Below are 19,229 nucleotides of genomic sequence, written 5' to 3'. Positions count from 1 at the left end.
GCCTCAGTCATCCAATGGCTGAGGGGCCGGTTTGCTGCCGGGTTTCGCCGGTTTGGCGGGCTTGGCGTTCTTGCCTGGCGCGGGGGCGACAGGTTCGGGTTCCGCAACGGCAGCCGCTTCTTTCTCGGCCATCGGCATCTGGTCGATGGCGCTGAAAAACTCGCTTAAGTTGAGGGTATCCGGCGGCACGGTCTTCTCGACTTTCTTCTCGCCGTCCTTGCCGACCAGGATCACCTTGGTGCCGCTGCCGGCGCCTAATTTGAGGGCGCGGATCAGCGCGTTGGTTTCAGGCGGAGCAAGCTTCTTGTTGTCCTTGGGGTCCTTGGCGAACTTCTCCCCTTCGGCACCGATGCTGCCGAACTTCACGGTGTACAACACCATGCCGCGCTCTTCAAAGGACTGCTTGGTGGCAGGCTCGTCCAGCTGTTTCTTGAGCTTGGCCAATGTGTCATTGCCGGAATCAAGCTCCACCACCACCAGCGGCCGGGCCTTGCCCAAATCCTGCTTGAGCGGGTTGATATCATCAGCAGCCAACAACGGCCCCGTAAAAGCCATCAAGGTAGCCAGGGTCAGCGACCGGATGAGCATGCGTACCTCCTTTGAATTCCATGCAGGGTTCTTGAGTTTCATGTCTGCGACAGCCAAATTCAAGGATGATTCCTACACCGCCTTGAGAAAGCGTAGGTCAGGACGCCGGCTACGCAAGGGGTGACGAGTGCTAGCAGTCATTGTTTCCTTTGATTGCGCAGGCCCAGGCCGCAAGTTTTTCGCAGGCTTGCAGTGCGATCTGCTCGTCAGGCTTGCCTCGATAGTGCCGGTCCACCGCATCACCGGCGATCAACCCGGCAATCAGCGGCGCACCCACGGCATCGGTCAAATCCAGCCACTCCCCCCAATTGGCAGGGCGATCGTACCAACGCAGATAACCATCGCGGGAAACCGGCCACCAGCGCTGGTCGAATTGCAGCACGACCTTTTCCAGGCGGCCCATGGTGAAAAACGCCAGGGCCTCTCGGTAAGCCGTCGGCAAGCCTGGCGTAAAGTGCAGGTGTTTGAGTACCGGTATCGGCACCGTACAGATGCAGGCATCTGCATTGAGGGCATCGACCCACACGCCGTGCTCGTCCCAGGCAACGTGCTGCACGGGGTGATTGAGGTGGATATTCAGGCCGCTGGCGGCGTCTTCCAGTAATTGCCGATAGCCTTGAGGCAGAAACTGGTCGCCGTGGCCAACGCCCTCCTCGTCGAGCGTATGCGTCGACAACTGGTCCAGGGGCAACCCGGCTTCGAGGATCAGGTTAGCGTCGATGGCATAGCGGGCAGCGCGGCGTTCGGGGGCATTGAGGGTCGCAAGGTATTGATCGATGCCCTGCGCCAAGGGTTGATGACGATCAATGGCCTGTTTCAAGCGTTCATACGCGCCATTGATGTCCGGTACGGGGCCGTCCCACGCGGCAGCCAATGGTTGCGAGAAATCGGTAGGCCGTCGCTCCAGGCCCAACTGCTCGGCACGTCGGGCCAGCGGGTTGAGGGCATAGTGCTGCAACCAGGCGGCCCCCGCATCCACCGTATGGTCACCCAGGGCCACACTGTTCACGCGCCCGCCGATGCGGTTGCGCGCCTCGAGTACGCGCACCTCCAAACCCTGCGCCTGCAACGCACGTGCGGCACTCAGGCCGGCAAACCCGGCACCGATAACGATGACCCTGCGGGCACGGGTGCCGGCCACCGCATCCGCCGCGCGGATGCCACTGTCCCAAGCGCTGTGGGTCATGGCGCAATGATCGTGGTTGAAGGCTTCGCCAGCGAGGAACAGACGATTATCAATCGGCGTCGAGAGCAGGCGCCGCAGGCTGACATCGCCTCCCGGCAACATTGCGCTGTAGGCACCTTGGCTATAGGGGTCGTCGCACCAGCGCGTGACGTGCCAGGCGATAGGACGCGGCACTGTCATTGCTGCGGCCAATGCCGAGCGAACACCGGCGCGACGAGCGGGTCGGCGTCCACCCGGGCCAGGGTCTGGGCGAACGCCGGCCGCGAGGCTTGCAACGCTTCTCGCGCCGCATCCCAGTGCGACACCGCCGCCGCCATGATGCCCAGGGCATTCGGCTGCTGGTCGGGGGCGAACAATTGGTCGGCAAACTGATCGGCGAACACCCTCCAGGCCTGGTGCAGGTAGTGGCGCGTGCCGCTGATCAATTGCGCTTGCGCCGCCTCATCGGCGTTGCCCAGCCAGCGTTGCGGGTAGTCGATGATGCCGATCGCCGAGTAGCAATTGGCGGCGATGTACACCAGGCCGCGGAGGATCTGGCCGCGGTTGCCGGCGAGCAGGTTGGCGGCCGGGAATTCCAGGCCCAGGTGGATCAGGATCGCCGCGCTTTCCGTCAGCACCTGGCCGTCCGGCGTCACCAACGTGGGGATCTGTTTGAGCGGGTTGATCCGTGCGAGCGCTGCACTGCCTTCGCCGTCCTGCCAGGAACTGGCGTCCACCCGATGCCACGGCACCGCGCAACGCGGCAGGGCAATTTCAATCATGCATGAGCCGGAGTCGTCGGTGCCGTAGAGCGTGTACATGGGGGTTCCTCCTGAATGTGAGGTAGCAGTTGCCGAGCACGCCAACAGCGTAGCCGCTTAGCCACGCGAGGCAAGTACTTCAGAACAGGCCCATTTGCCCGCCGACCAGGGTGCCGAAGTCGTCATTCACAAACGGCAGAATCGCATCGGCCACCGGCTGCAATTGCCGCGTGACGTAGTGGTCGTAGTCAATCGGGGCCTGGCGCACCTCCAGCGGCTCCGGGCCGTTGACGGTGATCACGTAGCTGATCCAACCGCCGCGCTGGTACTGACGCGGGCGGTTCATGCGGTCGTTGTAGTCGTCGGCCAGGCGCGCGGCGCGCACGTGGGGCGGGACGTTGCGCTCGTAGTCGTCCAACCGGCGGCGCAGGCGCTTGCGGTAGATCAGCAACTCGTCGAATTCGCCGCTCAAGGTGCGCCGCACGTAGTCGCGCACGTAATCCTGATGGGGCTGGCGGTGGAAGATGCGCTGGTAGAGTTCCTGCTGGAATTGCCGGGCCAGGGGCGACCAGTCGCTGCGCACGGTTTCCAGGCCCTTGTAGACCATCTCTTCGCTGCCATCGCCGCGCACCACCAACCCGGCGTACCGCTTCTTGCTGCCCTCCTCGGCGCCGCGAATGGTCGGCATGAGAAAGCGCGTGAAGTGGGTTTCGTATTGCAACTCCAGCGCGCTGTGCAGGCCGAATGCGTTGTGCAAATGTGCGCGCCACCAATCGTTGACGTGCCGTACCAGCGCCTGGCCGATGCGGCTGGCGTCCTCCTGGGAATGCGCGCTGCCGAGCCAGACGAAGGTCGAGTCGGTGTCGCCGTAGATCACTTCATACCCCTGGGCTTCGACCAGTTCGCGGGTCTGGCGCATGATCTGATGGCCGCGCAGGGTGATCGAGGACGCCAGGCGCGTATCGAAGAAGCGGCAACCGCTGGAGCCGAGCACGCCGTAGAAGGCGTTCATGATGATTTTCAGCGCTTGGGACAACGGTGCATTGTGTTCACGCTTGGCCTCTTCGCGGCCTTCGGAGATACGCGCGACGATGGCGGGCAGGCAGTGCCGGGTGCGGGAGAACCGTGCGCCGCGAAAGCCTTCCACCGACGCACTGTCATCGGGGTGCTTGAGGCCTTCGACCAGGCCTACAGGATCGATCAGGAAGCTGCGGATGATCGACGGGTAGAGGCTTTTGTAGTCCAGCACCAACACCGATTCGTAGAGGCCGGGGCGTGAATCCATGACAAACCCGCCGGGGCTGGCCTGGGGCGGCTTGTCGCCCAGGTTCGGCGCGACGAAGCCCTGGCGGTGCATCAGCGGCATGTATAAGTGGGTGAATGCGGCCACGGAGCCACCGTTGCGGTCGGCTGGCAAGCCGGTGACGCTGGCGCGTTCGAGCAGGAACTTGAGCAGCTCGGTCTTGGCGAAAATCCGCGTGACCAGTTCGCAGTCCTTGAGGTTGTAACGCGCCAGGGCCGGCTTGTCCTCGGCGAACATGCGGTTGATCTCGTCCATGCGCTGGTACGGCGTGGAGATGTCCTTGCCTTCGCCGAGCAGGGTTTGCGCGACGTTTTCCAGGCTGAAGGATTCAAAACTCCAGGTGGCCGAGCGCAGCGCTTCGATACCGTCAATGATCAACCGCCCCGCCGCGGCCGCGAAGTAATGATTGCGGCTGCCGTGTTCGCGCCAGGTCATGGGCTCTTCGCCGCGGCCGAGCAGGAGCGGCACGTTGAGGCGCTGGGCATGTTCGTGGAGTACGCGCAGGTCGAACTGCACCACATTCCAGCCGATGATCGCATCGGGGTCATGGGTGGCCAGCCATTGGTTGAGGCGTTCGAGCAATTGGCCGCGGGTGTCGCAGTAGTCGAGCTTGAAGTCCACCGCGTCGCTCTTGTTCGGCGGGCCGAGCATGTATACCTGGCGCTCGCCGCAGCCTTCGAGGGCAATGGAATACAGATCGCCCTGAGCGGTGGTCTCGATGTCCAGGGACACCAGTTTGAGCGGCGGACGATAGTCGGGGGCGGGTTTCATCTGCGCTTCGAGCAACGCGCCGCTGGCGTCGGGCGTGCCGTCGAACCACACGGGGGCGGTGATGAAACGCTCCATCATGTAGCGCTCGGGCGGGCGCACGTCACCTTCGTAGACATCGACACCGGCGGCGCGCAGGCGCTTTTCCAGGTCCATCAGTTGCCGATGCTGGCGGGTGTAGAGGCCTAATACCTTGCGGTGATGGAAATCGCACAGCTCCAGCGGGCGCAATTCGATATCGCGTTCGTCCTTGAGCAGCCAATCCAGCGGCTTGCGATGGGCTTCGGGGATGAATATCACCGAGCTTTGCACGGGGAGGCGAATAAGCCGCGGCCCCTGGTCGGTGGCCAGCCAGAAGCTGACCTGCGTCCCCGCCGGGGTGTCGCGCCAATGCCGGGTCAGGACAAAACCCTGCTGTAAATCCACCGTGCCGCACCTCAGGAATCACGTTCAGTGCGTGATTCTACCCGGCATCCGGCCAAACGCAGCACGTTAACGCGCACACAGTGGGCAATCGCCTCAGGCGATGCCTTGGTGGAAGTGGCTCAGGTAGCCTTCGATATTGCGCATTTGCTCGTCCCAGCCGCGGGAATTCATTTTGAAGGCTTTCAGGCGGCGGGCTTCGGGCACTGTGTCGAAGCCGGATTCAACGACCCGCAGCAGAATGCCCGGGGCGCGGTCTTCAACGGTGAACTCCACCAGCGTCGGTGTTTCCTTGTCGTAGTCGAAGCCCTTTTCGACGGCGAAGGGGTGCCACGAGAAAGAAAACCGCGTCTGCGGCAGGATGCGTTCGATCTTGGCTTTCCAGATCACGTGTTCGTAACCTGGGTAAGTGATCGGCGCTTCGATCGTTTCCCCGGCGACAAAGGTCTTGCCCTTGAGGGCGATGCCAAACCAGCGGCCGAATTGCTCGGCATCGGTGAGTGCCTCCCACACTTTTTTGCGTGGAGCGTTCAGTAGGACTTTCCGTTCTATACGATCTGATACGTGCATACGTCACCTCCTCCATTGACAGTAGGCGACATCGACCAATGCGCAACCTTGGGTTCTGCGCGATGATGATGCCCCCATTGTTGTCCAGGCCCTTAGGTTATGACTGACCCGTTGAATGGAAGTTGCTTCTGTAAAGCCGTGCGCTACCAGGTGGACAGCCTGGACATGCCCATCAGCCACTGCCACTGCGACAGCTGTCGCAAGGTGCATGCGGCAGCGTTTGTGAGCACCGCCGGCGTAATGCGTGAGCACTTTCGCTGGACCCAGGGCGAAGAACTGTTGGCGGCCTTCGAATCCTCGCCAGGCAAATTCAGGCGCTTCTGCTCGCGCTGTGGCTCACACCTGATGGCCGAGCGCGGGCATCAGCCCCATGTGATTGTGCGGGTGGCGACGCTGGACGATGATCCGAGCATCAGGCCCACCGCGCATATCTGGACGGCCCACGATGTGCCGTGGCTGGCGCATGAGGGCGTGCAGCCGTGGGACGAATGGCAACTGTGAGTCAGACGTGGGGGTCGCCGGGGGCTTTGCTCGGCGTCGCATATTGCGGCTTCAAGTGGCCTTCGTGGTCGAGCAGCCAGGCGTCCATGATCTGGCGCACCACCGGGCCTGCGACGCGGCCACCGGCCTCGCCGTTTTCGATCATCACCGAAATCACGATCTGGGGGTGCTCCGCTGGCGCAAACCCGACAAACAGCGCGTTGTCACGGTGGCGCTCCTGGGTTTTGTCGCGGTTGTAGCGCTCGCCCTGTTTGATCGCCACCACCTGCGCGGTACCACTCTTGCCGGCGATGCGGTATTGCGCGCCTTGCGCGGCCGCCCGGGCGATCCCGCGCGGGTCGTGCATCACCAGTTGCATCCCGTGGTTGACCTGCTCCCAGTCACGCGGGTTCTTGAGGACCACGTTGGGCATCGGGTGCTCGTCCACCGGTGCCACGCCGTTGATGGTCTTGGCCAGGTGCGGCCGATTCCACACGCCTTTGTTGGCAATCAACGCAGTGGCCTGGGCCAGTTGCAGCGGCGTGACTTGCATATAACCCTGGCCGATGCCGAGGATCACCGTTTCGCCCGGAAACCAGGGCTGACGCCGGGTCGCGCGCTTCCAGGCCTGGGACGGCATCAGGCCGGCCGACTCTTCGAACATGTCCAGGGAGACTTTCTGGCCGAGGCCGAACTCGGCCAGGTAGTCGTGCAGACGGTCGATGCCGAGCTTGTGGGCCAGGTCGTAAAAATAGGTGTCGTTGGAGCGCATGATGGCGGCGTCCATATCCACCCAACCGTCGCCGCTGTGGTTCCAGTTGCGGTATTTGTGGTCAAAGTCGGGCAATTGATAGTAACCGGGATCGAACACGCGGGTCTGGGCCGTCACTACCCCGCTGTCGAGACCCGCGATGGCCACTTCCGGCTTGATCGTCGAACCCGGCGCATAGAGACCGCGCAGGACGCGGTTGAACAGCGGCCGGTCGATGGAATCATGCAGGGCGGCGTATTCCTTGAAGCTGATGCCCGTGACGAACAGGTTGGGGTCGAAGCTGGGTTTGCTGACCATCGCCAGTACTTCGCCAGTTTGCGGGTCGAGGGCTACCACGGAGCCACGACGATCGCCCAGCGCTTCTTCCGCCGCTTCCTGGAGTTTGACGTCGAGGCTCAGCACGATGTTTTTGCCGGGGATCGGATCGGTATGCTTGAGCACACGCAGTACGCGCCCCTGTGCATTGGTCTCGACTTCTTCATAGCCGACATGACCATGCAGTTCTGACTCGTAGAAGCGCTCGATGCCGGTCTTGCCGATGGACTGCGTGCCGCGGTATTCCACCGAGTCGAGGGCTTTGGATTCTTTTTCGTTGATGCGGCCAACGTAACCGATGGAGTGAGCGAAGTGCGCGCCCAGGGGGTAGTGGCGGACGAATTGCGGTTCGACGTCTACACCGGGCAGGCGGAATTCGTTGACGGCGAGTTCGGCGATCTGTTCTTCGGTCAGCTCATAAAACAACGTAACCGGAACAAAAGGATGCCGCGCCTGCTTCAGCGCCTTGTCGAATACGGCACGGTCTTCTGCCGGCAGGTGCAGCAGGCTGATGATCGCGTCCAGCTCGCCCTTGAGGTCGGTGGTGCGCTCGCGGGTGATCGTCAGGTTGTAGCTTGGACGGTTGTCGGCCAGCACGACGCCATTGCGGTCATAGATCAAGCCGCGAGTCGGTGTGATGGGCAGTACGTGGACACGGTTGTTTTCAGAAATTGTCGAGTGATAGTCGAATTGCACGACCTGCAGGAAATACAGGCGGCCCACCAGGGCGCAGGTGATGCCGATCACCAACAAGGCGCAGGCGAGCAGGCGCTTGTTGACCAGGCGGTTTTCGTTTTCGTGGTCTTTGATCGGGATTGGTTGAGGCATTTCTACAGCATCTCGTTGAAAAAGGTCGACGCCGCGTCCTGCGGATAAAAGCTCAATCCTTGTGAAAATGTGCTGCACCATACCAAAAATGCAGAAACACTTTGCATCGATTTCCCCAACGGTACCTGGGAAGAGCCGTGTGGTGCCGTTGAGTCAGACGGCACCGAGCATCAGGGGATGAAGCCACTGTTACCAGATGGCAAGGGTGGCCTCGAACAGCGGGGGGATTTCAGATCCACAGGTCGTTCATGGCGGTGCGGTCTCCCCCTTCATGGCCGGTGTTCAAGATGCCGCGTGGTTCGATCATCATCAATTTGGCTTCGCCTTCGGCGGCCGTCCGATGCTCTATTCCGCGTGGAACGACATACAGCTCACCCGGTGCCACATACACGGGACCGTCCGGAAGGTCGATGCGCAGTGTCCCTTCAAGCACGAAAAACGCCTCGTCGGTTTCTGGATGTGAGTGCCAGATGAACTCGCCTTCGATGCGTACAACCTTGAACTGGTAGTCGTTCATCTCGGCGACGACTCTCGGGCTCCACTGCTCACTGATGAGCGAAGCCTTTTGCGCGAGATTGACAGGTTGTGCTGGGTGCTGCTGAGTCATGACAGATCCTCTGGTAGGTGAGAGTTGTCAGACTATCGAAGGAAGGGTCGAGCGCTCTTGTACGATCTTGCAGTTTGAGGAGAGCGATACAAAAGCCTTTAGTAGACACTGCCAAGGAAGCACTGAAGACCACCGCAATGAGGCGCCCTTTCCGACCGCCCAAAACAAAACCCCTGTCTGCGCGAGCAAACAGGGGTTCTGGAATTTAATCTTGACGATGACCTACTCTCACATGGGGAAACCCCACACTACCATCGGCGATGCATCGTTTCACTGCTGAGTTCGGGATGGGATCAGGTGGTTCCAATGCTCTATGGTCGTCAAGAAATTCGGGTACTGAGTCGTGGCCAGCTGGCCTCGCTTCAGCAAATTGGGTATGTGATAGCTTTCGGTGTTTTGTAAGAGTCGAACTTTCGGTTCGTTTCGTCTTCACACACCGCAATCTGGTCTCTTTCGAGTTCGCAAATTGCTTGGGTGTTATATGGTCAAGCCTCACGGGCAATTAGTATTGGTTAGCTCAACGCCTCACAGCGCTTACACACCCAACCTATCAACGTCGTAGTCTTCGACGGCCCTTCAGGGGACTCAAGGTCCCAGTGAGATCTCATCTTGAGGCTAGTTTCCCGCTTAGATGCTTTCAGCGGTTATCTATTCCGAACATAGCTACCCGGCAATGCCACTGGCGTGACAACCGGAACACCAGAGGTTCGTCCACTCCGGTCCTCTCGTACTAGGAGCAGCCCCTCTCAAATCTCAAACGTCCACGGCAGATAGGGACCGAACTGTCTCACGACGTTCTAAACCCAGCTCGCGTACCACTTTAAATGGCGAACAGCCATACCCTTGGGACCGGCTTCAGCCCCAGGATGTGATGAGCCGACATCGAGGTGCCAAACACCGCCGTCGATATGAACTCTTGGGCGGTATCAGCCTGTTATCCCCGGAGTACCTTTTATCCGTTGAGCGATGGCCCTTCCATACAGAACCACCGGATCACTAAGACCTACTTTCGTACCTGCTCGACGTGTCTGTCTCGCAGTCAAGCGCGCTTTTGCCTTTATACTCTACGACCGATTTCCGACCGGTCTGAGCGCACCTTCGTACTCCTCCGTTACTCTTTAGGAGGAGACCGCCCCAGTCAAACTACCCACCATACACTGTCCTCGATCCGGATAACGGACCTGAGTTAGAACCTCAAAGTTGCCAGGGTGGTATTTCAAGGTTGGCTCCACGCGAACTGGCGTCCACGCTTCAAAGCCTCCCACCTATCCTACACAAGCAAATTCAAAGTCCAGTGCAAAGCTATAGTAAAGGTTCACGGGGTCTTTCCGTCTAGCCGCGGATACACTGCATCTTCACAGCGATTTCAATTTCACTGAGTCTCGGGTGGAGACAGCGCCGCCATCGTTACGCCATTCGTGCAGGTCGGAACTTACCCGACAAGGAATTTCGCTACCTTAGGACCGTTATAGTTACGGCCGCCGTTTACCGGGGCTTCGATCAAGAGCTTCGCGTTAGCTAACCCCATCAATTAACCTTCCGGCACCGGGCAGGCGTCACACCCTATACGTCCACTTTCGTGTTTGCAGAGTGCTGTGTTTTTAATAAACAGTCGCAGCGGCCTGGTATCTTCGACCGGCATGAGCTTACGGAGCAAGTCCTTCACCCTCACCGGCGCACCTTCTCCCGAAGTTACGGTGCCATTTTGCCTAGTTCCTTCACCCGAGTTCTCTCAAGCGCCTTGGTATTCTCTACCCAACCACCTGTGTCGGTTTGGGGTACGGTTCCTGGTTACCTGAAGCTTAGAAGCTTTTCTTGGAAGCATGGCATCAACCACTTCGTCATCTAAAAGATAACTCGTCATCAGCTCTCGGCCTTAGAATCCCGGATTTACCTAAGATTCCAGCCTACCACCTTAAACTTGGACAACCAACGCCAAGCTGGCCTAGCCTTCTCCGTCCCTCCATCGCAATAACCAGAAGTACAGGAATATTAACCTGTTTTCCATCGACTACGCTTTTCAGCCTCGCCTTAGGGACCGACTAACCCTGCGTCGATTAACGTTGCGCAGGAAACCTTGGTCTTTCGGCGTGGGTGTTTTTCACACCCATTATCGTTACTCATGTCAGCATTCGCACTTCTGATACCTCCAGCAAGCTTCTCAACTCACCTTCACAGGCTTACAGAACGCTCCTCTACCGCATCACTTACGTGATACCCGTAGCTTCGGTGTATGGTTTGAGCCCCGTTACATCTTCCGCGCAGGCCGACTCGACTAGTGAGCTATTACGCTTTCTTTAAAGGGTGGCTGCTTCTAAGCCAACCTCCTAGCTGTCTAAGCCTTCCCACATCGTTTCCCACTTAACCATAACTTTGGGACCTTAGCTGACGGTCTGGGTTGTTTCCCTTTTCACGACGGACGTTAGCACCCGCCGTGTGTCTCCCATGCTCGGCACTTGTAGGTATTCGGAGTTTGCATCGGTTTGGTAAGTCGGGATGACCCCCTAGCCGAAACAGTGCTCTACCCCCTACAGTGATACATGAGGCGCTACCTAAATAGCTTTCGAGGAGAACCAGCTATCTCCGAGCTTGATTAGCCTTTCACTCCGATCCACAGGTCATCCGCTAACTTTTCAACGGTAGTCGGTTCGGTCCTCCAGTTAGTGTTACCCAACCTTCAACCTGCCCATGGATAGATCGCCCGGTTTCGGGTCTATTCCCAGCGACTAGACGCCCTATTAAGACTCGCTTTCGCTACGCCTCCCCTATTCGGTTAAGCTCGCCACTGAAAATAAGTCGCTGACCCATTATACAAAAGGTACGCAGTCACCTAACAAAGTAGGCTCCCACTGCTTGTACGCATACGGTTTCAGGATCTATTTCACTCCCCTCTCCGGGGTTCTTTTCGCCTTTCCCTCACGGTACTAGTTCACTATCGGTCAGTCAGTAGTATTTAGCCTTGGAGGATGGTCCCCCCATATTCAGACAAAGTTTCTCGTGCTCCGTCCTACTCGATTTCATGACTAAGAGATTTTCGCGTACAGGGCTATCACCCACTATGGCCGCACTTTCCAGAGCGTTCCGCTAATCTCAAAGCCACTTAAGGGCTAGTCCCCGTTCGCTCGCCACTACTAAGGGAATCTCGGTTGATTTCTTTTCCTCAGGGTACTTAGATGTTTCAGTTCCCCTGGTTCGCCCCTTACACCTATGTATTCAGTGTAAGGTAACCATCTTATGATGGCTGGGTTCCCCCATTCAGACATCTCCGGATCAAAGTCTGTTTGCCGACTCCCCGAAGCTTTTCGCAGGCTACCACGTCTTTCATCGCCTCTGACTGCCAAGGCATCCACCGTATGCGCTTCTTCACTTGACCATATAACCCCAAGCAATCTGGTTATACTGTGAAGACGACATTCGCCGAAAATTCGAATTTCTCAATTAAGAGAACTCACAAATTTTACCTTAGCCTGATCCGTTACCAGTGAAAGTAACGTTCAGTCTATCTTTCTATCACATACCCAAATTTTTAAAGAACGATCTAATCAAAGACTAGAAATCAACATTCACCATCATCACGATGGAATGCTCATTTCTAAGCTTTTAACTTCTAGAAGCAGTAGTGGTGGAGCCAAACGGGATCGAACCGTTGACCTCCTGCGTGCAAGGCAGGCGCTCTCCCAGCTGAGCTATGGCCCCGTATTTCTACAGGTTCCCACACAAAATTGGTGGGTCTGGGCAGATTCGAACTGCCGACCTCACCCTTATCAGGGGTGCGCTCTAACCAACTGAGCTACAGACCCAATTTCGGGCTGCTTCTTATCGTCTTCTTCAATGAATCAAGCAATTCGTGTGGGAACTTATGGAGCAGCTGATGTCGTCGATTAAGGAGGTGATCCAGCCGCAGGTTCCCCTACGGCTACCTTGTTACGACTTCACCCCAGTCATGAATCACACCGTGGTAACCGTCCCCCCGAAGGTTAGACTAGCTACTTCTGGTGCAACCCACTCCCATGGTGTGACGGGCGGTGTGTACAAGGCCCGGGAACGTATTCACCGCGACATTCTGATTCGCGATTACTAGCGATTCCGACTTCACGCAGTCGAGTTGCAGACTGCGATCCGGACTACGATCGGTTTTCTGGGATTAGCTCCACCTCGCGGCTTGGCAACCCTCTGTACCGACCATTGTAGCACGTGTGTAGCCCAGGCCGTAAGGGCCATGATGACTTGACGTCATCCCCACCTTCCTCCGGTTTGTCACCGGCAGTCTCCTTAGAGTGCCCACCATTACGTGCTGGTAACTAAGGACAAGGGTTGCGCTCGTTACGGGACTTAACCCAACATCTCACGACACGAGCTGACGACAGCCATGCAGCACCTGTCTCAATGTTCCCGAAGGCACCAATCTATCTCTAGAAAGTTCATTGGATGTCAAGGCCTGGTAAGGTTCTTCGCGTTGCTTCGAATTAAACCACATGCTCCACCGCTTGTGCGGGCCCCCGTCAATTCATTTGAGTTTTAACCTTGCGGCCGTACTCCCCAGGCGGTCAACTTAATGCGTTAGCTGCGCCACTAAGAGCTCAAGGCTCCCAACGGCTAGTTGACATCGTTTACGGCGTGGACTACCAGGGTATCTAATCCTGTTTGCTCCCCACGCTTTCGCACCTCAGTGTCAGTATCAGTCCAGGTGGTCGCCTTCGCCACTGGTGTTCCTTCCTATATCTACGCATTTCACCGCTACACAGGAAATTCCACCACCCTCTACCATACTCTAGTCAGTCAGTTTTGAATGCAGTTCCCAGGTTGAGCCCGGGGATTTCACATCCAACTTAACTAACCACCTACGCGCGCTTTACGCCCAGTAATTCCGATTAACGCTTGCACCCTCTGTATTACCGCGGCTGCTGGCACAGAGTTAGCCGGTGCTTATTCTGTCGGTAACGTCAAAACAATCACGTATTAGGTAACTGCCCTTCCTCCCAACTTAAAGTGCTTTACAATCCGAAGACCTTCTTCACACACGCGGCATGGCTGGATCAGGCTTTCGCCCATTGTCCAATATTCCCCACTGCTGCCTCCCGTAGGAGTCTGGACCGTGTCTCAGTTCCAGTGTGACTGATCATCCTCTCAGACCAGTTACGGATCGTCGCCTTGGTGAGCCATTACCTCACCAACTAGCTAATCCGACCTAGGCTCATCTGATAGCGCAAGGCCCGAAGGTCCCCTGCTTTCTCCCGTAGGACGTATGCGGTATTAGCGTCCGTTTCCGAACGTTATCCCCCACTACCAGGCAGATTCCTAGGCATTACTCACCCGTCCGCCGCTCTCAAGAGAAGCAAGCTTCTCTCTACCGCTCGACTTGCATGTGTTAGGCCTGCCGCCAGCGTTCAATCTGAGCCATGATCAAACTCTTCAGTTCAAACATCTTTGGGTTTTTAAGAAACCCTAAACTTGGCTCAGCAATCGTTGGTTACATCTTTGATTTCTCGCGGAGTAACTTGTGATGCTGATAATCTTGTTGACTATCAGTCTGACTCCACAAGCACCCACACGAATTGCTTGATTCAGTTGTTAAAGAGCGGTTGGTTAAGATCTTTCGTCTCAACCGAGGCGCGCATTCTACAGCAGCCTCATTTGCTGTCAAGTGATTATTTTCAGAAGTTTTCAAAGTTTCCTTTGTAACTTCAACCACTTGCGCTTCCGATCTCTCGTTAGCGGGAGGCGAATTCTACAGCGTTACACGCTGCTGTCAACACCTCTTTTTCTCCGCTTTCGACCGAGAAGACCGAAACGTTAATAGAGCCAAACAACCCTGCTCTACCAACTCCTTCCAGGCTTCGATGAACTGAAGCAGGTCGCTGTCGAATCTTGCGTAACTCTTTGTTTACCAATGAGTTTTCCGTTTCGACTGCGCCGGAAGTGGGGCGAATTATAGACGTCCAGGATTTGCCGTCAACCTTTAATTTGGTTTTTCTATCAAACAGCGGAAAACCTCCAAAGCCACTCTATATAGAAGGTAGAAAACTGATAATTGAGCAATATATTGCTCAGCGACACACACTTAAGCATCATAGGGCTCTTTGCTACTCAAATATGACCTCGGACGAACACCCCAATGACCACCTCCCCTCGCAGCCTGGCCTCGGCACTGTTTCCTGTCGGCCTGCTGTTGATCGCCATGGCTTCCATCCAGTCCGGCGCTTCGCTGGCCAAGACTATGTTCCCTATCGTCGGCGCTCAAGGCACCACCACGCTGCGCCTGATTTTCGCCAGCATCATCATGTTGCTGATATTGCGCCCATGGCGGGCCACGCTGACGGCCAAATCCCTGCGCACCGTGATTGTTTACGGAATGGCGTTAGGCGGCATGAACTTCCTCTTCTATATGTCGCTACGCACAGTCCCCCTTGGTATCGCAGTAGCCCTGGAGTTCACCGGGCCGCTCGCCGTTGCCCTCTATGCATCGCGCCGCGCGGTGGACTTTCTGTGGATCGCCCTCGCGGTTGTCGGTCTTCTGCTGTTGATCCCCACGGGAGAAACCAGCACCGGGATTGACCTGGTCGGTGCGGCTTATGCACTAGGCGCAGGTGTTTGCTGGGCGCTCTACATTCTGTTCGGCCAAAAGGCAGGGAATGATAACGGCGTGCAAACCGCTGCCCTCGGCGTCATGATCGCCGCCTTGTTCGTCGCACCGATCGGCATCGTTCATGCGGGTACGGCATTGCTGACGCCTGCGCTGATTCCAGTTGCCATCGGCGTCGCCATCCTGTCCACGGCGCTCCCCTACACCCTGGAGATGGTTGCGCTGACTCGCCTGCCCGCCCGTACTTTCGGCACCTTGATGAGCATCGAGCCCGCATTCGGCGCGCTCTCGGGCCTGTTCTTCCTGCAGGAGCATTTGTCGCTCGCACAGTGGCTGGCCATCTCCTGCATTATCCTGGCCTCCGTTGGCGCCACGCTGACCATGCGAAACGAGGCCAAACCTCTAGTACCAGCCGATTAATCATCTTTGACGGTAACTCTGGTATTTGTCGCTCATTTGGGCCATGTTTAGGCCGCAAACAAATGTCATTCATGGAGAGTTTCGACAAGGACAGCGCGAACGCTACAATCGAGAGCGAGTAAAGCCAGCTTCAGGCAATTTTTTCGAAGCGGCTATTAAGGATGGGAATGAAGCGAATTTTGATACTGTTAATGGTCGTGACCATTGCTGGCTGTGCCGCGACCACCAAGACAGAAGTGAAACGGGGCAAAAAAGGGCTGCATATCAACTGTTCCGGGCTGTCCTCCTCCTGGGACCAGTGCTACACCAGTGCAGTCAACTCATGCGGCGCCAAGGGCTACCGGGTTATCGCCAAGTCCGGTGACAACTCCGAGGAGCCTGGGGACTACCCCTTCGGCCTCAACCCTGCTGGTTACACCAGCCGGAGCATGATCGTCATCTGTAAATAGCGGCCCGAGCAGTCCACTTCCGACTGCTCCGCAGCGCCCACCGAACGCCTCGACCCCGCGCAGCCCTTCGCGACGCTGCGACCGGCCGCCTGCGCGTAAATCGCAAGCGGCACTTGCCGAGCAGCGACCGATCAAATAGCCGCGGTGCGTACCTGCAACCACTCCAGCGCAGCGCCACTGAGCAATGGGCTCAAACGCTGACACACCTCGGCATGGTACGCATTGAGCCACTGGCGCTCCTCCGCCGTCAGCAACGACGGCTCCAGACAACGGGTGTCGATCGGGCACAAGGTCAGGGTTTCGAACTCGAGGAACTCACCGAACTCGGTCTTGCCCGCTTCGCGATTCAACACCAGGTTCTCGATACGCACGCCCCAACGCCCCGGACGGTAAGTACCCGGTTCAATGGAGGTGATCATGCCCGGCTGCATCGCGGTTTGCGGCGCAGTAGCGGCCTGGTAGGCGATGACCTGCGGACCTTCATGCACATTGAGGAAATAACCTACGCCGTGCCCCGTGCCATGGCCGTAGTCCACACCTTCGGCCCAGATCGGCGCGCGCGCGATGGCATCGAGCAGTGGCGACATAATGCCCTTGGGAAAATGAGCACGGGACAGGGCGATCACCCCCTTGAGCACGCGGGTGCAATCACGCTTCTGTTCATCACTCGGCGCTCCGATAGGCACCATCCGCGTGATATCGGTAGTACCGCCCAAGTACTGGCCACCCGAGTCGATCAGCAGCAGGCCATCGCCTTCGATCAGCGCATGCTCTTCTTCGGTGGCGTGGTAATGCGGCATCGCGCCATTGGCATTGAACGCAGCGATGGTGTTGAAACTCAGCGACACATAACCGGGACGGCGGGTACGTGCGGCCGTCAGGTGTTCGTCGATGGTCAGTTCAGTGATGCGTTCACGGCCCAGCGCACTCTCCAGCCAGGCGAAGAACTCGCACAAGGCCGCGCCATCCTGCTCCATGGCCAGGCGGATATGTTCCGCGTCGGCCAGGCTCTTGCGGGATTTGGCAAGCGTCGTCGGGTTCAGCCCTTCCACCAGCTTGACGCTGGCATCCAGGTGTTCCAGCAAACCGGCGGTCACGCGTGCCGGATCAACCTGCACACTCGCGCCCGATGGCACCGCGCGCAGGGCATCGGCGACTTCGCTGTAATCGCGCAAGGTCACGCCATCCTGCTCAAGCACCGCCCGCAGCGCGGCATCGACTTTGCTCAGCGCCACAAACAACGTGGCCTGTTGCGCACTGATGAGGGCGAAGGACACAAACACCGGGTTGAACGATACGTCGGCACCGCGCAGGTTAAACAACCAGGCGATGTCATCCAGGGTGGCGATGAAGTGCCAGTCGGCGCCCTTTTCTTTCAAGCTGGCGCGCAGTGCAGCGAGTTTTTCGCCACGGCTGACGGTGGCCTGCGGTGGCAGGTGCTGGTAGATCGGCTGATTCGGCAACGCCGGGCGGTCGCTCCAGACTTCATTCAACAGGTCGATATCGGTACGCAGGCGAGCACCGCGCTCCGCCAGTTTGCCGCCCAAGGTACGCGCCGACGCCACGGCCATTACCGCACCGTCGACCGCCACCACGGCGCCCTGCGGCGTCTGTTCGGCCAGCCACTCCAGCGGGCCAGGTTGACCCGGCTGCAGCTTCACCAACTCGATACCGCTGCCCTTGAGTTCCTTGGTCGCTTGTTCCCAGTAGCGGCTGTCGGCCCAGACACCGGCGAAATCCGCGGTGACGATCAGCGTCCCCACCGAGCCGTGGAAGCCCGATAACCATTGACGCCCCTGCCAGTAGCCCGGCAAGTATTCGGACAGGTGCGGGTCAGCGGACGGCACCAGCAAGGCATGAATGCCTTCGCGGCGCATCAATTCACGGGTATGCGCCAGGCGCTGGGGAACCGTTCCATGGGTCAAAGGCTGCGTACTCATTGTGTCTCCTGCTAACCACGAATAATTGTTATGGGTTACGAATGAAGAATCAGACCGCCCAGAACGCCGGCGCACTGGCAAGGGCGGCCTTGATCAACTGCACGGCCTGGTCGATATCCTGCTCGGTGGTGAACCGCCCCAGGCTCAAGCGAATGGTTCGACCGGCGCTGTGGGCATCATGCCCCAGCGCCAGCAGCACATGGGAGGGCGCATTGCTCGCCGAATTGCAGGCCGAGGTGGCGGAAAAAGCAATGCCCGCACTCAAGGCCGCGGCGTTGAACTCGCCTTCACCGAAGGTGAGGCTGAGGGTGTGGGGAATGCGCTGGGTGGCGCTGCCATTGAGACGCACACCGGCGACCGACGCCAGTTGATCGAGCAGGCGCTGGCGCAAGGCCACGATCGCCGCCTGCTCTTCACTGAACGCCTGCGCCGCCAAGGCGAACGCCGCGCCCATGCCCGCAATCTGGTGGGTTGCCAGTGTACCGGAGCGCAAGCCGCCCTCGTGGCCACCGCCGTGAATCTGCGCCAACACCTTCCGCTGCGCCCGCGGCCCGACATACAGCGCGCCGATCCCCTTGGGGCCATACACCTTGTGCGCGGAAAACGACATCAAATCCACCGGCCATTGCGCCAGGTCGATCGCCACCTTGCCCGCGCCCTGTGCCGCGTCCACATGCAACAACGCGCCGTGTTCACGCACCCGCGCGCCAATGGCGGGGATGTCGTTGAGGGTGCCCAACTCGTTGTTCACCAACATCAGCGATACCAGGAAGGTGTCCTCACGCAGTGCTTCACTCACCGCCTCGGCACTGATCAACCCATCGGCGTCCGGCGCCAGGTAGGTCACCGCCACTCCGGCCTCCTGCATCTGCCGCGCGGTGTCCAGCGTAGCCTTGTGCTCGATCTGGCTGGTGATGATATGCCCACCCGCCAAGCCCCGCGCTTGAGTCACCCCCTTGATCGCGAGGTTGTTGGACTCCGTCGCGCCGGACGTCCAGACGATCTGCTCCGGCTCGGCACCGACCAGCTCGGCCACCTGGCGACGCGCCTGTTCAACCGTTTGCCGGGCCGCTTGGCCGAAGGCGTGGGAACTGGACGCAGGGTTACCGAAATTGGCATGCAAGCCCAGACACTCGACCATCACCTGGATGACCCGCTCGTCCACCGGGGTGGTGGCGGCGTAGTCGAAATACAACGGACGTTTATTCATAACCTTAGGGACTCGCAGAGCAGGTTCCCGAGAGCAACGTCTCAGGG

12 protein-coding genes, 2 tRNA genes and 3 rRNA genes are annotated in these 19,229 nt (G+C 58.5%); 3 read left to right on the top strand and 14 right to left on the bottom strand.

The genetic code is table 11. From position 1 onward, the window contains the following. Positions 1-3: 3 nt before the first annotated feature. The 5 genes from MOQ67_RS11060 to MOQ67_RS11040 form a co-directional block, all read right to left on the bottom strand. Positions 4-588 (bottom strand): DUF4174 domain-containing protein, encoded by a 585-nt coding sequence (locus MOQ67_RS11060; RefSeq protein ID WP_046384121.1) that lies wholly within the window; start codon positions 586-588, stop codon positions 4-6. Between the two features lie 130 nt (positions 589-718). Then, positions 719-1,954 (bottom strand): flavin monoamine oxidase family protein, encoded by a 1,236-nt coding sequence (locus tag MOQ67_RS11055; RefSeq protein ID WP_198718279.1) that lies wholly within the window; start codon positions 1,952-1,954, stop codon positions 719-721. Then, a complete protein-coding gene (locus MOQ67_RS11050) occupies positions 1,951-2,574 on the bottom strand; it encodes a glutathione S-transferase family protein (protein WP_079443260.1) in 624 nt (207 codons plus the stop codon). Before MOQ67_RS11050 ends, MOQ67_RS11055 begins: the two co-directional genes overlap by 4 nt. A 79-nt stretch (positions 2,575-2,653) precedes the next feature. Beyond that, positions 2,654-5,011: a DNA polymerase II gene (locus tag MOQ67_RS11045; protein ID WP_017846920.1), complete on the bottom strand. Its 2,358-nt coding sequence runs from the start codon at positions 5,009-5,011 to the stop codon at positions 2,654-2,656. Positions 5,012-5,104: 93 nt separating this feature from the next. Next, positions 5,105-5,578: an SRPBCC family protein gene (locus MOQ67_RS11040; RefSeq protein WP_017846919.1), complete on the bottom strand. Its 474-nt coding sequence runs from the start codon at positions 5,576-5,578 to the stop codon at positions 5,105-5,107. Positions 5,579-5,677: 99 nt separating this feature from the next. Here MOQ67_RS11040 and MOQ67_RS11035 point away from each other — a divergent pair, with 99 nt between their 5' ends. Then, on the top strand, positions 5,678-6,079 hold the full coding sequence (locus MOQ67_RS11035) for a GFA family protein (RefSeq protein ID WP_102618829.1): 402 nt from the start codon (positions 5,678-5,680) through the stop codon (positions 6,077-6,079). A gap of 1 nt (position 6,080) precedes the next feature. Here MOQ67_RS11035 and mrdA read toward each other — a convergent pair whose 3' ends face one another. The 7 genes from mrdA to MOQ67_RS11000 all read right to left on the bottom strand — a co-directional run bounded on the left by mrdA (position 6,081) and on the right by MOQ67_RS11000 (position 13,999). Next, entirely contained in the window at positions 6,081-7,973 is a 1,893-nt protein-coding gene (gene mrdA, locus MOQ67_RS11030; protein ID WP_017846917.1) for a penicillin-binding protein 2, read from the bottom strand. A gap of 229 nt (positions 7,974-8,202) precedes the next feature. Beyond that, positions 8,203-8,580, bottom strand: coding sequence for a cupin domain-containing protein (locus MOQ67_RS11025; protein ID WP_046384128.1), 378 nt, complete (start codon positions 8,578-8,580; stop codon positions 8,203-8,205). Positions 8,581-8,789: 209 nt separating this feature from the next. Continuing rightward, positions 8,790-8,905: ribosomal RNA gene (rrf, locus tag MOQ67_RS11020) — 5S ribosomal RNA — on the bottom strand. A gap of 156 nt (positions 8,906-9,061) precedes the next feature. Then, a 23S ribosomal RNA gene (locus MOQ67_RS11015) occupies positions 9,062-11,953 on the bottom strand. 247 nt (positions 11,954-12,200) lie between these two features. Beyond that, positions 12,201-12,276, bottom strand: a tRNA-Ala gene (locus tag MOQ67_RS11010). Positions 12,277-12,303: 27 nt separating this feature from the next. After that, positions 12,304-12,380, bottom strand: a tRNA-Ile gene (locus MOQ67_RS11005). Between the two features lie 82 nt (positions 12,381-12,462). After that, positions 12,463-13,999 (bottom strand): 16S ribosomal RNA (locus MOQ67_RS11000). The 16S, 23S and 5S rRNA genes sit together here with 2 tRNA genes alongside, the layout of an rRNA operon. Before the next feature lie 696 nt (positions 14,000-14,695). Here MOQ67_RS11000 and rhtA point away from each other — a divergent pair. Further along, on the top strand, positions 14,696-15,583 hold the full coding sequence (gene rhtA, locus MOQ67_RS10995) for a threonine/homoserine exporter RhtA (RefSeq protein ID WP_017846915.1): 888 nt from the start codon (positions 14,696-14,698) through the stop codon (positions 15,581-15,583). Positions 15,584-15,750: 167 nt separating this feature from the next. After that, positions 15,751-16,032 carry a hypothetical protein gene (locus MOQ67_RS10990; protein ID WP_198718702.1) on the top strand — a complete coding sequence of 94 codons (282 nt, stop codon included), beginning with the start codon at positions 15,751-15,753 and terminating at the stop codon, positions 16,030-16,032. A gap of 131 nt (positions 16,033-16,163) precedes the next feature. Here the strand turns inward: MOQ67_RS10990 and MOQ67_RS10985 are convergent, their stop codons facing one another. Then, positions 16,164-17,972, bottom strand: coding sequence for an aminopeptidase P family protein (locus MOQ67_RS10985; protein ID WP_126586938.1), 1,809 nt, complete (start codon positions 17,970-17,972; stop codon positions 16,164-16,166). A gap of 49 nt (positions 17,973-18,021) precedes the next feature. Continuing rightward, on the bottom strand, positions 18,022-19,182 hold the full coding sequence (locus tag MOQ67_RS10980) for a cysteine desulfurase family protein (RefSeq protein ID WP_046491036.1): 1,161 nt from the start codon (positions 19,180-19,182) through the stop codon (positions 18,022-18,024). Positions 19,183-19,229: the final 47 nt, after the last annotated feature.

The sequence above is a fragment of the Pseudomonas sp. LY-1 genome, assembly GCF_053502595.1.
The sequence above is the reverse complement of the archived record's forward strand: the minus strand, read 5'-3'. Positions and strand labels throughout refer to the sequence as shown.

What these genes read in the sequence shown, in the direction of transcription:
- MOQ67_RS11060 (WP_046384121.1), bottom strand. Translation starts at nt 588, where the DNA reads ATGCTCATCCGGTCGCTGACCCTGGCTACCTTGATGGCTTTTACGGGG.
- MOQ67_RS11055 (WP_198718279.1), bottom strand. Translation starts at nt 1,954, where the DNA reads ATGACAGTGCCGCGTCCTATCGCCTGGCACGTCACGCGCTGGTGCGAC.
- MOQ67_RS11050 (WP_079443260.1), bottom strand. Translation starts at nt 2,574, where the DNA reads ATGTACACGCTCTACGGCACCGACGACTCCGGCTCATGCATGATTGAA.
- MOQ67_RS11040 (WP_017846919.1), bottom strand. Translation starts at nt 5,578, where the DNA reads ATGCACGTATCAGATCGTATAGAACGGAAAGTCCTACTGAACGCTCCA.
- MOQ67_RS11035 (WP_102618829.1), top strand. Translation starts at nt 5,678, where the DNA reads ATGACTGACCCGTTGAATGGAAGTTGCTTCTGTAAAGCCGTGCGCTAC.
- mrdA (WP_017846917.1), bottom strand. Translation starts at nt 7,973, where the DNA reads ATGCCTCAACCAATCCCGATCAAAGACCACGAAAACGAAAACCGCCTG.
- MOQ67_RS11025 (WP_046384128.1), bottom strand. Translation starts at nt 8,580, where the DNA reads ATGACTCAGCAGCACCCAGCACAACCTGTCAATCTCGCGCAAAAGGCT.
- rhtA (WP_017846915.1), top strand. Translation starts at nt 14,696, where the DNA reads ATGACCACCTCCCCTCGCAGCCTGGCCTCGGCACTGTTTCCTGTCGGC.
- MOQ67_RS10990 (WP_198718702.1), top strand. Translation starts at nt 15,751, where the DNA reads ATGAAGCGAATTTTGATACTGTTAATGGTCGTGACCATTGCTGGCTGT.
- MOQ67_RS10985 (WP_126586938.1), bottom strand. Translation starts at nt 17,972, where the DNA reads ATGAGTACGCAGCCTTTGACCCATGGAACGGTTCCCCAGCGCCTGGCG.
- MOQ67_RS10980 (WP_046491036.1), bottom strand. Translation starts at nt 19,182, where the DNA reads ATGAATAAACGTCCGTTGTATTTCGACTACGCCGCCACCACCCCGGTG.